Origin of the sequence: Nocardia macrotermitis (genome assembly GCF_009604405.1) — a bacterium.
Classification (GTDB): Bacteria; Actinomycetota; Actinomycetes; order Mycobacteriales; family Mycobacteriaceae; genus Nocardia; species Nocardia macrotermitis.
This window is the reverse complement of the sequence record NZ_WEGK01000031.1, coordinates 1-15,465: the sequence shown is the minus strand read 5'-3', so window position 1 is coordinate 15,465 and position 15,465 is coordinate 1. Positions and strand designations below refer to the sequence as shown.

Annotated in this window: 16 protein-coding genes; 13 read left to right on the top strand and 3 right to left on the bottom strand. The window is 65.7% G+C overall.

What is annotated here, in order from left to right; translation table 11 throughout:
- Positions 1-60 precede the first annotated feature (60 nt).
- The 4 genes from NRB20_RS36660 (at position 61) to NRB20_RS36645 (ending at position 3,663) form a co-directional block, all read left to right on the top strand.
- Positions 61-498, top strand: a complete 438-nt coding sequence (locus NRB20_RS36660; RefSeq protein ID WP_153416031.1) for a type II toxin-antitoxin system Rv0910 family toxin — start codon at positions 61-63, stop codon at positions 496-498.
- 70 nt (positions 499-568) lie between these two features.
- Positions 569-1,435, top strand: coding sequence for a MaoC/PaaZ C-terminal domain-containing protein (locus tag NRB20_RS36655; RefSeq protein ID WP_319945866.1), 867 nt, complete (start codon positions 569-571; stop codon positions 1,433-1,435).
- A 74-nt stretch (positions 1,436-1,509) separates the two neighbouring features.
- Positions 1,510-2,379 (top strand): SDR family oxidoreductase, encoded by an 870-nt coding sequence (locus NRB20_RS36650; protein WP_194290138.1) that lies wholly within the window; start codon positions 1,510-1,512, stop codon positions 2,377-2,379.
- A gap of 33 nt (positions 2,380-2,412) precedes the next feature.
- Entirely contained in the window at positions 2,413-3,663 is a 1,251-nt protein-coding gene (locus tag NRB20_RS36645) for an acyl-CoA dehydrogenase family protein (protein ID WP_153416029.1), read from the top strand.
- Positions 3,664-3,737: 74 nt separating this feature from the next.
- On the opposite strand, the gene NRB20_RS36640 is transcribed toward NRB20_RS36645, so the two are convergent.
- Entirely contained in the window at positions 3,738-4,586 is an 849-nt protein-coding gene (locus tag NRB20_RS36640; RefSeq protein WP_227834222.1) for an alpha/beta fold hydrolase, read from the bottom strand.
- A gap of 63 nt (positions 4,587-4,649) precedes the next feature.
- On the opposite strand from NRB20_RS36640, the gene NRB20_RS36635 reads away from it, so the two are divergent.
- The gene (locus tag NRB20_RS36635; RefSeq protein WP_319945865.1) at positions 4,650-5,438 is read left to right on the top strand and encodes an exodeoxyribonuclease III; all 789 of its coding nucleotides are present in this window, start codon (positions 4,650-4,652) and stop codon (positions 5,436-5,438) included.
- Between the two features lie 102 nt (positions 5,439-5,540).
- Here NRB20_RS36635 and NRB20_RS36630 read toward each other — a convergent pair whose 3' ends face one another.
- A complete protein-coding gene (locus NRB20_RS36630; RefSeq protein WP_153416027.1) occupies positions 5,541-6,653 on the bottom strand; it encodes a Fic family protein in 1,113 nt (370 codons plus the stop codon).
- A 319-nt stretch (positions 6,654-6,972) separates the two neighbouring features.
- Between NRB20_RS36630 and NRB20_RS36625 the strand changes: the two genes are divergently transcribed.
- Both NRB20_RS36625 and NRB20_RS36620 read left to right on the top strand, forming a co-directional pair.
- A complete protein-coding gene (locus tag NRB20_RS36625) occupies positions 6,973-7,464 on the top strand; it encodes a ribonuclease domain-containing protein (RefSeq protein ID WP_153416026.1) in 492 nt (163 codons plus the stop codon).
- 44 nt (positions 7,465-7,508) lie between these two features.
- On the top strand, positions 7,509-7,979 hold the full coding sequence (locus tag NRB20_RS36620) for a barstar family protein (RefSeq protein ID WP_153416025.1): 471 nt from the start codon (positions 7,509-7,511) through the stop codon (positions 7,977-7,979).
- Positions 7,980-8,050: 71 nt separating this feature from the next.
- On the opposite strand, the gene NRB20_RS36615 is transcribed toward NRB20_RS36620, so the two are convergent.
- A complete protein-coding gene (locus tag NRB20_RS36615; protein ID WP_153416024.1) occupies positions 8,051-8,686 on the bottom strand; it encodes a TetR/AcrR family transcriptional regulator in 636 nt (211 codons plus the stop codon).
- Positions 8,687-8,785: 99 nt separating this feature from the next.
- Between NRB20_RS36615 and NRB20_RS36610 the strand changes: the two genes are divergently transcribed.
- The 6 genes from NRB20_RS36610 to NRB20_RS36585 form a co-directional block, all read left to right on the top strand.
- Positions 8,786-9,718 (top strand): oxygenase MpaB family protein, encoded by a 933-nt coding sequence (locus NRB20_RS36610; protein WP_153416023.1) that lies wholly within the window; start codon positions 8,786-8,788, stop codon positions 9,716-9,718.
- Between the two features lie 78 nt (positions 9,719-9,796).
- Positions 9,797-10,822: a tryptophan--tRNA ligase gene (gene trpS / locus NRB20_RS36605; RefSeq protein ID WP_153416022.1), complete on the top strand. Its 1,026-nt coding sequence runs from the start codon at positions 9,797-9,799 to the stop codon at positions 10,820-10,822.
- Between the two features lie 68 nt (positions 10,823-10,890).
- A complete protein-coding gene (yhjD, locus tag NRB20_RS36600; protein WP_319945864.1) occupies positions 10,891-11,907 on the top strand; it encodes an inner membrane protein YhjD in 1,017 nt (338 codons plus the stop codon).
- 322 nt (positions 11,908-12,229) lie between these two features.
- Entirely contained in the window at positions 12,230-12,883 is a 654-nt protein-coding gene (locus tag NRB20_RS39165) for a YbaB/EbfC family nucleoid-associated protein (protein WP_153416021.1), read from the top strand.
- 1 nt (position 12,884) lies between these two features.
- On the top strand, positions 12,885-13,235 hold the full coding sequence (locus NRB20_RS36590; RefSeq protein WP_153416020.1) for a hypothetical protein: 351 nt from the start codon (positions 12,885-12,887) through the stop codon (positions 13,233-13,235).
- Position 13,236: 1 nt separating this feature from the next.
- Positions 13,237-15,465 (top strand): MSCRAMM family adhesin SdrC (locus tag NRB20_RS36585; RefSeq protein ID WP_227834221.1); only part of this gene is annotated, 2,229 nt, incomplete at its 3' end.

Genomic DNA, 15,465 nt, shown 5'->3' with positions numbered 1-15,465 from the left:
GCCGGATTGTCTTGCCCGGCAACATGGCTCGACCAACCGAACTCAATGAGGAGTAGCAGTATGGGACATATCGAGTACACCAAGAAGATGGCCGCCGGACCCGATGCGCTGTGGGCCGTGGTCGGCAATCCGAACACCTGGGGCGACTGGTTCTCGATTCACGAGCGCTGGATGCAGGAGCCCCCGGCCACGCTCGAGGTCGGCACCAAGCTGGTCGCCAAGGTGGTGATGCTGGGGATGGCGAACAAGTTCGAATGGCACGTCCTCGCGGTCGAGGCGCCCAGCACGCTCACCCTCGGCGCGACCGGAATGGCCGGTGTGAAGGTCGAATTCACCTTCCGCATCTCCGCCGCCGACGAGGGCAGTGAACTCTCGCTCCAGGGCGATTTCGAGGGCGCGCTGATCAAGGGCGCGCTCGGCAAGGCCGTGGAGAAGGACGGGATGAAGCAGCTAGAGACGTCTCTGGAGGCTCTCGACAAGGTGGCTGTTGCGGCATGAACGGTCAGGCGCGTAGGCGGCAGCGGAGCGCGACCACGCAGCGCCCCGGCTCATGCCATGGAGACACAGCGTGAGTGGTTCCAGGACAGTCGAATTCGACGAATCGGGCCTGAATACCTGGTCCGACGCGGAGAGCTTCGAGGTGACCCGGGGGCGGATCGCCGAATATGCCGCTGCCACAAACGATCCCATCATCGCCCATCGTGACGGTGACGTCGCCTCCCCGGTGTTCGCGATCGTCCCGGTATTCGACGCCATGCTGGTCCCGGTGATCGATGTGGCCCCGATGGACATCTTCGGCCGAGTCGTGCACGGGGAGCAGGACTTCCACTTCCACCGCCCGATCCGGCCGGGGGAGACGCTGGTGGCTCGGGCCCGCGCGATCGGCTACGCGAGTCGCAGCAGCGGCAGCACGATCACCATGCACATCGAAACCCGTTCCGAGGCAGGCGATCCGGTCAACGAGCAGTATCTGACCGCGTTCTTCCGCAATGTCGACGCGGGCCGCACGGTCGGCGAATCGGCTCCGCCGCACGGCTTCGACGAGGCCCTGCGCGCGGGGGAGCCGATCGCGGTGGTGCCGCAGCACGTGGATCAGGATCAAACCTTCCGCTACGCACCGGCTTCGGACGATCCGGTGCCGCTGCACCTGGACGAGGAGGTCGCCAAGGACGCCGGACTGCCCGGCATCATCGCGCACGGCCTGTGCACGATGGCCTTCGCGTCCTGGGCGGTGCTCACCGAGGTCGCCGGATCCGACGTGAGCCGGATGCGCCGGTTCGCCGTCCGGTTCGCCGGACTCGTGTTCCCCGGCGACGATCTGGTGACCCGCATCTGGAAGGTGAAGTCCGCCAACGGAATCAACACCTACGCATTCGAAACCACGCGCGGCGAGGAGGTCGTGCTCAGCGACGGTCTCGCCGAGATCGCGGACTGATATTCCGGTCGCCCGGCGCGCATTTCGCGAACCGACATCCGCCGGGCCCGTAGATTCATCGAAGAGGAGAGCTGATGGGCGCATTGGAAGGCAAGGTCGCGGTCGTCACCGGCGGCGGTCGGGGGATCGGGCGCGAGCACGCGCTGCTGTTCGCCCGCGAGGGCGCGAGTGTGGTGGTCAACGATCTGGGCGGCGACAACACCGGCGAGGGCGCCGACAGCGGTCCGGCGCAGCAGGTGGTGGACGAGATCGTCGCCGCGGGTGGTCGCGCCTGCGCCAACACCGACAGCGTCGCGCTCTGGGATGGCGCGAAAAACCTGGTGGATCAGGCTGTTTCGGAGTTCGGCCGACTCGACGTGGTGGTCAACAACGCGGGTATCCTGCGGGACGGATTCGTCGCGGGCCTCGAGGAATTGCAGTGGGACGCGGTCATCGCGGTCCATCTCAAGGGACATTTCAACGTGCTGCGGCATGCGGCCACGTACTGGAAGGACCAGTCCAAGAAGGGAAATCGGCCCACGGCCGCCGTGGTCAACACCGCCTCGGCCTCGGGTGTCACGATTCCCAATGCGGGACAGGCGAATTACGGTGCGGCCAAGGCCGGTATCGCCGCGTTGACGCTGGTCGCCGCCGAGGAACTGGACCGATACGGCGTGCGTGTCAACGCGATCGCCCCCATGGCGCGCACCCGGCTGACCCTGGCCACGCCCGGTATGGGCGCGATCTTCGCCGCCGAGGTCCCCGAGGGCGAGTTCGACGCGTTCAGTCCGGCCAACATCTCCCCGCTGGTGGCCTACCTGGCCTCGGACAAATGCCCGCTGACCGGCAAGGTGTTCGCCGTGCAGGGCGGCGCGATCTCCGAGCTGGCGGGCTGGCACGACGTGAAGACGATCGAGACCGACGGCCCCTGGACGATCGACGACATCTCCGCCCGGCTGCCCTGAGCAGTCCCGGCTCGAAAGATTTGGAGGACAACGATGTTCGAATGGTCCGAGACCGATGAGATGATCCGCGCCGCGGTGCGTGGGTTCATCGACAAAGAGGTTCGGCCGCACGTGGATGCGATGGAGAGCGGCGAGTTGCCGCCGTATCCGATCATCCGGAAGCTGTTCAGCGAGTTCGGGATCGATGCGCTCGGTGCGGAATCGGTCGAGAAGATGCTGGCCAAGGAGCGGGCGCGGGCCGAAGCGGGGGACGGGGAGTCGAAGCGGGAGAAGTCCTCCGGCGGTGGGCCGTTCGGTGGTCAGCAGTCGATGATGGCGGTGCTGATCAGTGAATTGTCCGGTGTGAGTATGGGTTTGGTGGCGGCGATGGGGGTCAGCCTCGGGCTCGGCGCGGCCACCATCATGTCCCGGGGCACGCTCGCGCAGAAGGAGCGCTGGCTCGCCGATATCGTGACCATGAAAAAGGTTGCGGCATGGGCGATTACCGAACCCGACTCGGGTTCGGACGCGTTCGGCGGGATGAAGACCTACGTCCGGCGCGACGGCGAGGACTACATCCTCAACGGCCGCAAGACCTTCATCACCAACGGCCCGTACGCCGATACGGTGATCGTCTACGCCAAACTCGACGAGGGCGACGGTGTCGACCGCCGTGAACGCAAGGTGCTCACCTTCGTGCTCGACAAGGGGATGGAGGGCTTCACCCAGGGCAAACCGTTCCGGAAGATGGGCCTGCACGCCTCGCCGACCGGTGAGTTGTTCTTCGACAATGTACGGCTGGGCCGCGATCGCCTGCTGGGCGAGACCGAGGAGCACAAGGGCGGCGACGGACGCGAAAGTGCCCGTTCGAGTTTCACCGCCGAACGGATCGGTGTCGCGTTCATGGCGTTGGGCATCATCAACGAATGTCACCGGCTGTGCGTCGATTACGCCAAGAATCGCACGCTGTGGGGGCAGGAGATCGGCCGCTTCCAGCTCATCCAGCTCAAGCTGGCGAAGATGGAGGTCGCGCGAATCAACGTCCAGAACATGGTGTTCAACGCTCTGGAGAGCACCGAGGCCGGTAAGCCGCCCACCCTCGCGGAGGCGTCGGCCATGAAGTTGTACTCCTCCGAAGCCGCCACCGAGGTCGCCATGGACGCGATTCAGTTGTTCGGCGGCAACGGTTACATGACCGAATACCGCGTCGAACAGTTGGCCCGGGATGCCAAGTCGCTCATGATCTACGCGGGCAGCAACGAGATCCAGGTGACCCACGTGGCCAAGGGGCTACTCGCCCAATGAATTAGATGCGATATTCCGGTGCCCTCGTGAATCACGTTGCGACAGAAGAGATCCGCGAGGGCACCGGTTCGCGTTCACACGGCCCGCAGATGCGACCGACTCGCGTACACGTGCTCCGCGATCAACGTCGCGATCCGATCGGGAGCCTCCAGCATCGGCACATGCCCGACCCCGTGCACCAGTATCCGATCCGCCGACTCGGGCAATTCGCGCAGAAACCGTTGTGCGTAAGGCTGATTCGGGATCACCCGATCGTGCTCGCACATCAGCAGCCGCACCGGTGTGCGCAGTGTCGAGAGGTCCCCGAGTGCGGGCATCCGCAATCCGCTGACCAGCACCGGCAGCATCGCGGGGCAGTGCATCGCCGAGGTGAGTGCCGCCTCCAGCAACCGGCGCGGCACCGCCGAGGTGTTCCTGCTCAGGATCATCGCCGCGAGTTGTCTTGCGGGAGCGCTCAATCCGACCGCATCGCCGAGTCGCTTGCCGATCTCCACCACCGGCACCAGGGACAGGAATTTCACCCCGACCCGAATCTGCAACAGCGACGGGCTCGCCCAGCCACCCGCCGGGGCGATCGCGGTGAGGGTGCGGGCCCGGCCGCGGCGCGCGAGTTCGAAACCGACCCAGCCGCCGAGTGAATTGCCCGCGATATGGCAGGTGCGCCAACCCAATTCGTCGAGTTGCTGCTCGATCTGATCGGCGAGTACGGCGACGTCGAGGTACCAGCCGTCGAGCTCGGGACCGCCCCAGTGGCCGCGGAAGGCCGGGGCGTACACCTCGCAGGTGCTGGACAGTCGCTGCGCCACCGATTCCCAGCAGTGCGGGGAGAGCATGAATCCGTGCAGCAGCAGAAGGGGATCGCCGGAGCCCGTGTGCAGGGCTTTCATCGGCGCGAGCGGGGCGGGGCCTGACATCATCGTCATCACCCCTTCCTGGACGACGGTGTCCGCAGGGAGTGTGTCTGACCAGCATTGTACGGTTTTCGGGTGGCTCACATCATCAGTACGATCAACGTGAACGGGATCCGCGCGGCCACGGGCAAGACGGGTAAGGGAATGCTCGAGTGGCTCGCGAGCACCGAGGCCGACGTCATCTGCCTCCAGGAGACGCGCGCCACCGATGAGCAGACCCGCACCGCGCTCGCGCCCGCCCTCGACGCCGGATGGCACCTGTCGCTCGCCGAGCCGGGCACGAAGGGCCGCGCCGGAGTGGCGATCCTGTCCCGCAAGGAGCCGCAGTCGGTGCGAATCGGCTTCGGCAGCACGGAATTCGACGGCGTCGGCCGCTATATCGAGGCCCGGTTCGACGAGGTCACCGTGGCCAGCGTCTACGTGCACACCGGCGAGGCCGACACCCCCATGCAGGACGAGAAGTACCGCTTCCTCGCCGAACTGGGCGCCCACCTGAAGTCCCGGACCAGCGATTTCGTGATCACCGGCGACTGGAACGTCGCCCACACCGAACTCGACATCAAGAACTGGAAGGGCAACGTCAAGAAGTCCGGTTTCCTCCCCAGCGAACGAGCCTGGATCGACGACATCCTCGCCGCCGGCTACATCGACGTCGTCCGCACCCTCCACCCCGCCACCCCCGGCCCCTACAGCTGGTGGTCCTACCGCGGCCGCGCCTTCGATACCGACGCCGGGTGGAGAATCGATTACCATCTGGCCCGCGGCGACATCGCCACCCGAGCCAAACAAGCCGTCGTGGAACGCGCCCCCGACTACCACCTCCGCTGGTCCGACCACGCCCCCGTAACCGTCCAGTACCGCTGAGCGACAGCGGCATTCGACACTTCGGCCGACGGGATCGCTGCGGATGGAGCTCTACGGTCACGAACTACGCCGCGAGGGTTTCGAACGCTCGGGCGTACAAGCTCACGGCTCTGTCAGTTCGTAGGAGGTGCTGCGGCCCGCGGACTCCGAGCGACGTAGTACGCCGAGGTCGATCAGCTCGTTGATATCGCGCAAGGCGGTGTCCGGCGAACATTTGGTGATGATCGCCCATTTGCGGGTCGTGAGTTTGCCGTTGAATCCGTCGAGTAGGCGGTTGAGCATCGTGTGCTGCCGTTCGTTCAACGCGAATTGTCGCCGTTGTTGCCAGAAGCGGGACTTGGTCAGTACGACATCGACCGTGCTGTTCGCCTGGGTGACGGCCCGTTGCAACGCATCGATGAACCACAGCAGCCAGTCGGTGACGTCGAGTGTGCCTTTCTGGGTGCGTTCGAGAATGGTGTAGTAGGCGTTGCGGTCCCGCTGGATCTGGGCGGAGAGACTGTAGAAGCGTTGCGAGCTGTGGTCGGCGCGGGCCAGCCACAGGTCGCCGAGTGCCCGCGCGATGCGTCCGTTGCCGTCGTCGAACGGGTGCAGGGTGACGAACCACAGATGTGCCAGACCGGCTTTGATGATCGGCGATTCCTCGGCGGTCCGGTTGAACCACTCCAGGAATCGGTGCATCTCGGTCTCCAGCGCGGTGGCCGGTGGCGCCTCGAAATGCACGCGCTGTCTGCCGTACGGGCCGGACACCACCTCCATCGGCCCGTTGACATCGGTGCGCCAGCCGCCGACGCGCACCCGGGAGATGCCGGAGTAGCCGGTCGGGAACAGCCCGGCATGCCAGCCGAAGAGTCGTTCCGGGGTGACCGGATGTTCGTGATGAACCGTCGCGTCGAGCACCATCTCAACGACGCCGTCGACATGCCGGTCCGTCGGCAGGGTCGCGCCGATGTCGACGCCGAGACGACGCGCGATGGATGAACGGACCGACTCGGCGTTGAGCAGTTCGCCCTCGATCTCGCTGGTTTTCACCACATCCGAGGTGAGCGCCGCCAGACTGGCCTGCTCCCGGGTTTCGTCCTCGGCGTCGGCGAGTCTGCCGACCAGGTATCCGTGCCGGTGAGCGACTTCGGACAACGGCGGGGTGAGGCGGGAGTCGTCATATCTCAGCTCGGGCCAGTCGGCGTCCTCCCAGATGTACTTGCGGACCGTCATGCGGTGATTATATGCGTATTCGCCGCAGAATATGCGGAGAATACGGGGCTGTGCGCCGCACGCGATCGGCGTCCTGTGTCATGCGTGACGAGGTGCCGCGCGCTGCCTGCGAGGGATGGTCGTGCGTGCTTCGACGGACGTGAAGCGATGTGGCGTTGCGGGTGTGGGATGTTGCGGTCGTGTTGCGCTGTCGGGGTGGTGACGTAGATTCGTTGTTCATGAGTGAGAGCCGTGCGGCCGGTGGGGCGCGTTACGTGAGTTGCTTTGTGGGGACTGCCTGTTCGGTAACCGATCAGGGCTTCGGGATGGGGCGGTAGCGATGAAGTTGTCGGGTAAGAAGATTCAGGGTTTGCTCGGGGCGGCCGCGGTTGTCGTCGTGGTCGTGATCGGGTTTCTGGTGTCGCACGGGCATTCCTCGTCGGCGTCGTCCGCTGCGGGGACGTCCGCGAAGGTGGCGGCGAGTGTGTCGGCGAAAGCCAGTGCGGTGCAGGCGAAGGGGACTGCCGCGCCGGTGACGAGTCGGGCGGCGGGGGTGCCCGAGCATGCCTATCAGACCTTGGTCGAGATCGATGCGGGGCGTTGGCCGGGGTCGGCGAACGCGCCGGGGACCAAGGGCGGGGATCAGTGGATGAATCGGGCGGGCACACTGGCCAAGACGGATTCCTCGGGTAAGGCGATCACCTACAAGGAGTGGGATGTGAACCCGAAGAAACGTGGCCAGACCCGCGATGCCGAACGTATCGTCACCGGCAGCGACGGATCGGCCTACTACACCGGCGACCATTACAAGACGTTCACCAGGATGCGCTGAGAGACGACGGGTCTGTCGGCGGTTGTCGAAAGGGATGCTCTGCAATGAGTGAGGCGACCACACTCGCACACTTTCTGACCGGTACGGATCCGGCCGCGGCCACCGCGCCGGTGCTGGGTTCGCTGACCGCTGACGCGGCCGGATTCAGCGCCGTGCGGTTCCGGGCTCCGGAAGGTTACGTCGTGCGCGAGCTGCGCGGATCGCGGATGCGCACCCTCGCGGGTGTCTTCGACGAGTTCGCCGCGGCTTTCCAATTCCCCTACTACTTCGGGCAGAACAAGGACGCCTTCGACGAATGTCTGCGCGACCTGGACGAATTCGTCGGCCAGGCACCGGGATACGTTGCGGTCGTACGTGATTCGGCGCAGCTACTCGCCGAGCGGTCCGCCGAACGTGACTGGTTCGTCTCGGCGATGACCGATTGCGCGGGGTACTGGTCCGAGCACGAGGGCCTGTTCCGCGTCGTGCTCCAGGCCGCGCCGGAGGGTTTGCCGGTGGTCACGCTGAGGCTGTGAGCACGGTCGGTCGTGGTGACCGCGGCGTTCGGTGCGTGACCGAGCGGTTCCGCACGTGAGGACCGAGCCGCTCAGCGCAGCCGCCGCGCCAGATCCTCACCCAACAGCACGAACACCTCGGTGGTGTGATCGATCAGCTGATCCCGGGTCATCGGCAGATCCCCGTGCAGCCAGCTGGTGAGCGTCTGCACCAGCCCGCCGACCAGGTAGGTGGCGCGGAAACCGATCGAGGGATCGGCCTCGGGGCCGGCGACCGAGTAGAAGTCGCTGCCCTCGGCGGCGACCAGACCGGCGAAACCGCGGATGGAATCCATTGTCCGAGCGCGTAGTTCGGGGGTCGCGGCGCTGATGATCAGGGCGATCTGGGCCTTGCGCGGATCATCGGTGAGCACGTGGATGCCCGCGGCGATGGCCGCGTGCGCCCGGCCGTAGGTGTCGGTGGGCGCGTCCTGTGCCGCGGCGAGGATGGCGGTGGCGAGTTCCTCGGCGATGCCGTCGAACAGTGCGATCAGCACCGCCTCGCGGCCGTCGAAATTCTCGTAGTAGTACCGCTCGTTGAGCCCCGCGCGGGTGCACAGCCCGGCGACGGTCAGGCGGTCCAGACCCTCGGTGCCGATGATGTCCAGTGCGGCCTCGAGCAGGGCGCTGCGGCGCTGGGCGCGGCGTTCCTGTGCGGAGACTCCGCCGTAGGTGCGTTGCGCTGCCATCTCTGGATTCTGCCACGCCGCCAATTCTGGTTCGCGCCATTGCCAGAATTGGCAATCTGGGGGATGCTTTTGCCAGATGCTCTGAACGAGGAGGCAACGATGCCCGAGTCCGGTTACTTCGCCGATGATTCGATGATTCGCCGCGTCATGCGCAAGCGGGCGGTCGGGCTCACCTACGGGCAGCGGGCGCTGGTCGTCGGTGCGGTGAATCCGCTGCTGTACGTCGGCACCGCCGAACACACCGCGCACCGCGCGACCCCGTACACCCGCCTGGCCATCACCGGCCGGTTGTTCGAGGCGGTCGCGTTGGGCACCAGGGCCGAAGCCGACCGCGCGCGCTCCTACACCGACAAGAAGCACGCGAAGGTGCACGGCGAACTGCCCGAGGACGCGGGCGCGCACCACCCCGCGGGCACCGCCTATTCCGCACACGATCCGCACCTGATGTTCATGACCATGGCCTTCACCTTCGACTCGGCCGAGGTCATGCACGATCTGCTGGTCCGCAGGCTGACCGCGACCGAACGCGAGGACCTGTACCAGGACTACGTGTACTGGGGTGAGCTGTTCGGTATGCCGCCCGGGGCCGCGCCCGCGAGCTATCCGGAGTTCCGCGACTACTTCGACGGCTATCTGGCTTCCGAGGAACTGCACCTCACCGAGGAGGCCCGGCTGGTCGGCTCGTATCTGGCCGGGCAGCAGATCGCTTATCCGCTGCCACTGCCGCTGAATCAGGTGGTGAACAGCGTGCACCTGCTGGTCCAGGGCAGTCTGCCTACCCGGATTCGCGAGATGTACGGCATCCGGTGGGGACGTCGCGAGGAGATGGGTTTCCGGGCGTTGTCGCGCGCGGTCCGCACCGCGCACACCTCGGTGCCGCTGACCCCGCGCGTATTGCACGGCACGCTCGCCGGTCCCAGCGCCCCGGTCTATCGCATGCTCGGACGTCGTGAACAGGAACTCGTCGGTTCGGGGCGTCCCAGCATGCCCGGCGTCGACCCGCGCAGTTACGCGGAGCGGCACACGGTCTGAGGTTCGACCGCTCCGATGAACGCTCGGAGCGGTCACCCGTCCGGCGTTGTTGTCGGTGGTCCCGTTTAGGATCGGCTCATGTCCAGTCCTGCACCAGCCGGTGAGCGCAAGCAGCGGGTCCTGTCCGGGATCCAGCCGACGAGCGATTCCTTCCACCTCGGCAATTACCTTGGCGCACTGCAATATTGGGTTCGGTTGCAGGACGACTTCGAGGCGCTCTACTTCATCCCCGATCTGCACGCCATCACCGTCCCGCAGGATCCCAAACAATTGCGCAACCGCACGAGAACCGCGGCGGCGCAGTTGCTGGCGCTGGGGATCGACCCCAAGCGGTCGACCCTTTTCGTGCAGAGTCAGGTGCCCGAGCACGCCGAGCTGACCTGGGTGTTGAACTGCATCACCGGATTCGGCGAGGCCAGCCGGATGACGCAGTTCAAGGACAAGTCCGCCAAACAGGGCACGGACAACGCGACGGTCGGCCTGTTCACCTATCCGGTGCTGATGGCCGCGGACATCCTGCTGTACCGCCCGCACGTGGTTCCGGTCGGCGAGGATCAGCGGCAACACCTGGAGCTGACCCGGAATCTGGCGCAGCGGTTCAACACTCGCTACAAGAAGACCTTCGTGGTGCCCGAGGCGCACATCGTGTCCGGTACCGCCAAGATCTACGACCTGCAGGATCCGACCTCGAAGATGAGCAAGTCGGCCGCCACCGACGCGGGCCTGCTCAACCTGCTCGACGATCCGAAGATCTCGGCGAAGAAGATCCGCTCCGCGGTGACCGACACCGAACGCGAGATCCGCTACGACCCGGAGACCAAGGCCGGGGTGAGCAACCTGCTGGTGATCCTGTCCTCGCTCACCGACACGCCGATCGTGACCCTCGAAAAGGATTATGTCGGCAAGGGATACGGCGAGCTCAAGGGCGATGTCGCGGACGCGCTCGTAGAATTCGTCACCCCGTTGCAGGCGAAGGTGCAAGAGTATATGGACGATCAGGGCGAACTCGATCGCGTCCTCGCCGCGGGAGCGGAACGGGCGCGGGAGATCGCCGGTGGCACCCTCGCGCAGGTATACGACCGGGTGGGTTTCCTGGCTCGCTGAAATCCGCGCGAGGACAGACGATTTCGCGGGTGTGGTCCGCGGACGTCCGAGGCGTTGCGGGAGGTTGGGTGTTCGGCAGGACCAAGGCGCGGATCGCGGATGCGGTCCGCACACGCCCCTGGCTGGATCATCTGGTGCGGGCCGGGAAGAGTTATCAGGCGCAGCGGGGTGACTACTACGCGGCCGGAATCACGTATTTCACTGTGCTGTCGCTGTTTCCGATGCTGATGGTGGCGTTCGCGGTGGCCGGGTTCGTACTCTCGCACAATCCGCAGCTGGTGACCGAGATGCAGCAGAAGATCGTCGCGAATATGCCCGGATCGTTGGGCGGGCAGGTCAACGATCTGATCGCGCAGGCGGTCAAATCCCGCACCAGCGTCGGGGTGATCGGTCTGGTCGGCGCGTTCTACGCCGGGCTCGGCTGGATCGCGAATCTGCGTGCCGCGCTGACCGAACAGTGGGAACAGCAAGCGCCGCAAGGCAATTGGTTCCGCACCAAACTCTCCGATGTGACCGCGCTGCTGGGGCTGGGGCTCGCGCTGGTGCTCTCGTTCGTCCTGTCGGCGCTGGCCTCCAGCAATCTGGGCCGCGAACTGCTCGGCGTGGTCCACCTTCAGCACGCCCCCGGTGTCGGCCTGCTGCTCACGGTGTTGTCGCTGGTCCTGGCGGTGCTCGCGTCCTGGGCGGTGTTCGCGTGGACGATCGCGCGACTGCCGCGTCAGCCGGTCACCCTGGTCAGCGCCGGTCAGGCGGCCCTGATCGCCGCGATCGCCTTCGAACTCTGGAAACAGATCGCCGGTTACTACCTCAAGAGCGTCCTGACCAGCCCCGCCGGCGTAGCCTTCGGCCCCATCCTGGGCCTGATGGTCTTCGCCTACATCACCGCCCGCATCATCCTGTTCGCGACCGCCTGGGCGGCCACCGCCCGCGAGAACATGCTCGAAGCCGAGATCCCCCCACCGGGCCCCGCGGTGATTCAACCGCGTGTGTCGGCGGGGATGACCGCGAAGACGGGCGCGATGTTGTTCGGCGCGGGTGCGGTGAGCGCGGCGATGCTGACCCGCTTGCGCCGCTCGAACTCGTAACCGCACCCCGGCCATGTTGATGCCGCGCCGATTTCGGTGGCCCGATCGGTGCGGCGTGGCCGTCGAAGTCCGTCTCGTGAGACGTCGATCACAGCGGGTGGGGCCGTGTGCTGTTCCGGAACGCGAACAGCCGGGCGCTGTCGGCTGATGTCCTGCGGGTTTTCGCGAGTCCCCGGACGCGCGCCCGACGAAGCTGTGCCGTGGCTGTGCTCGCATTCGGCGGGCAACGGTTTGCGATCCGATGGAACCTGCGGTGGACTTCGTGCGTCCTATCCCTTGGAAGGGGCGTGTCCGACAGCGGCGGAAGTGAGGTCACTACGCGATGAGCCGTGAGTATCTGCCCTCGAGCGGGCACAACGAGGTGTTGCGCGATCAGGTGGATTCTCTGCTGGAGGTCTTCGAGCAGCAGCGCAGTGATCTCGCCGAGGCGCAGGGGAAGCTGGCGGAGATCACGGGTGAGGCGTGGTCGTCGGACAATCTGGTGCGGGTGACCGCGAATGCGACCGGTGTGCCGGTGCGGGTGCACCTGGTTCCCGAGGCGTTCAAACGGTCCACTCCGGAGAAGTTGGCGCGGTCCATGGCCGAGGCCGCGCAGGCTGCCGCGCGGGCGGCGAATGCCCGGTCACAGCAGGCGTTCGCGTCGGTCACGGCGGTAGCGGGGGAGATCCCGGATCTGCCGGACCTGGTGCCCGGTGCGCCGAGTATCAAGGAGTTGCTGGCTACGCCGTCGCTGGATCCGGTGGGCGAGTCGCCGGTTCCGCCACCGAGTCATTCGCCGCCGCCGACCTATCCGCCGCCGAGTTTCCCGCCTGCTCAATCGCCGGGTTTTCCGCCCGGTTCGTCTCCGGCGGCGCCGGGGTGGCCGTCGAAGCCGTCGTCCGGATCCGGATCGCGCTCGGATGTGTGGGTGCCGACCGATGTGGAGGACGAAGAGGACAGCTATTACCGCAACCGTCGTTATCTGGGGGGTAGTTGAGATGAGTTCGAAGCAGGTTTCCAGTTCCGGTTCGGGTTCGTTCGATGCGGATCCGGTACTGCTGCGGGCGATGCAGCCGCAGTTCGCGGAGTTGTCCACGCAGATGAGTGCGGCTGTGCAGGCGTTGACCGAGGTGACGGATCGGGAGGGGGAGTGCTGGGGGACCGACAAGCCCGGCGCGGCGTTCGCGAAAGACTATGTGAGCGCGGCGAAGTCGACGCAGGACAGTCTGGGTGTGTTGGTGAAGGTGATGTCCACGCTGGGGGACAACATGGCGACGATCGCCACCAAGCTCACCGAACAGGACGCGTCGTCGGCGACGGCATTGACACAGCAGACCACCGAGATCTGACGTGGGTATAGAAATACCCGACGAACTGCAATGGGTTGCGAAATACGTTGTCGGGGCGGGTGATTGGCCCAAGGGTGACGAGACCGCCATGCGGCGGGTCTCGACCGCGTGGAGCACGCTGGCGACGGCGCTGGAAACGGTCGAGGTGGATTCGGATGCGGTGGTCAAGGCCACGTTGCAGGCGATTTCGTCGGGACAGACCCATGACGCGATCAGTGAGACGTGGAAGAGCGTTTCCGGAGACAAGGGTTTATCGGGGCTGATCACCTCGTGCAAGGCGCTGGCCAAGGAACTCGAGGACGGCGCCGCGGATATCGAGCACACCAAGTACACGATCATCGCGGCGTTGGTGATCTTCGCGATTCAGATGGCGCAGGCGATCGCGACGGCGGCGACGGTTATCGGTGCTCCCGCGGCGGCCGCGGAGGAGGCGGGTTTTCAGGTCGCTACCCGGGCGACCATCCGGATGGTGATCAAACAGCTGATCCAGAAGATGACGACCCGCCAGGGGTTGAAACAGGTCGGCAAGACCGTGCTGAAGGATGTCCTCAAGGAAGCCGGTGTCGGCGTATTGCAGGGCACGGGGGTCGATTTCGGTGCGTCGGTACTGCAAATGGCCCAGGGGCATCGGGGTGGGTTCACCACGGAGGAATTGAAGAATCTCGGGCGGGAGGCGATCTCGGATTCGGTGGGGAGCGCGGTCGGCGGGGTGCTGGGTACGGCCGGGGGGAAACTGTCGGAGGGGATCGAGTCTTCACTGGGGAAGAAGGCTTTCAATCTCACGTCCCAAGCAGTGGGGGGCGCGGTGGGATCGGTGGCCGGAACCGCGGCCACGGTTCCGTTCGGCGGGGAATTCGAGGTGGACCCGACCACGTTGGCGTCGTCGTCACTGGCCGGTGCCGGGATGGGTGCACTCGGGGGCCATCAGCCGAACCACGAGTCGAGCACGTCGCACTCCGATGAGTCGGCGTCGAATTCGTCCAGTAGCCATAGCGATTCGGCGTCTGCGTCGGATACCAGCGGTACCACGACGCAGTCGAGTGCGCATGATTCCAGCGCGTCGGATCAGTCGAGTTCGCATGGGACGGATACGTCGAATCAGTCGAGTTCGAACGATTCCGGTACACAGAATCAGTCGAGTTCACACGGGGCCGATACATCGACCCACTCGAGTTCGAACGATTCCAGTGCGTCGAATCAGTCGAGTACGCATGACACCGATACGTCGACGCAGTCGAGTGCACATGATGCCGATACGTCGACGCAGCCGAGCTCGCACGACACCGATACGGCGAGTCAGCCGGACTCGCAGAGTGCCGATACGTCGACTCAGTCCGCCACGCAGGATCCCGACAGTGCGAATCAGTCGCATTCGGATACTGCCGACAGCTCGGCGTCCACTCAGGATACGAGCGCCGCGAGCAGCGATTCCAGTGCGCAGCACGAGAATTCGCAGTCGCAGACCCATGATTCCGGCGATACGTCGTCCGCCGAGAACACGTCGCCGAACACCCGCGATACGCCGAGTACCGAGGTGCAGAACCCGGTATCGAGTAATCAGGATCAGTCCGCCACCAACACCAGCTCAACCGCGGATCAGGGTTCGAGCCTGGATCTGCCGCCCCACAAATTCGCCAACGACACACCCGACGCCGGATCGCTCACCACGGACTCCGCGCAACCCGAAGTCACACAGCACGATTCGCCCACCACGACCGCCGAACCGCCGACCGCAACCGACAGCGGCACCAATAACGCAGGCGCGTCGAACGATTCGACGACCCCGGAAACAACCTCGTCCGACTCCGGCACGTCCACCGCGGGAGATACCGCGACACAGGACATTTCGTCGGCCACCAAGTCCGACACCTCCGGGACCACGGACGACTCCTCGACCAGCACCGCGTCGTCATCGGACACCTCCACGACGAACGCGGGATCCTCCACCAGCACACCGTCGATGGGCGGCCTGGGCAACATGCGCGGTGCGGAGGACGCAGGCAACTCCGACGGCCACCGCAGCACCATCCCCAGCCATACCCCGGTCTCGGAAACCCCTGCCCGCCCGGAAACCAACCCGCTGCGCCCCGACACCAAAGCCACTGATCCGCACTCTGCTCTACTCCGACAAGCCTCGCAATTGCCGGCAGCGGTCGACCTGGTCTTCCCGTGGACTGAACACCTGGTGATCAGTCCGAGCAGCTCATGCGCGCAGCAGGGTGATGGTTCG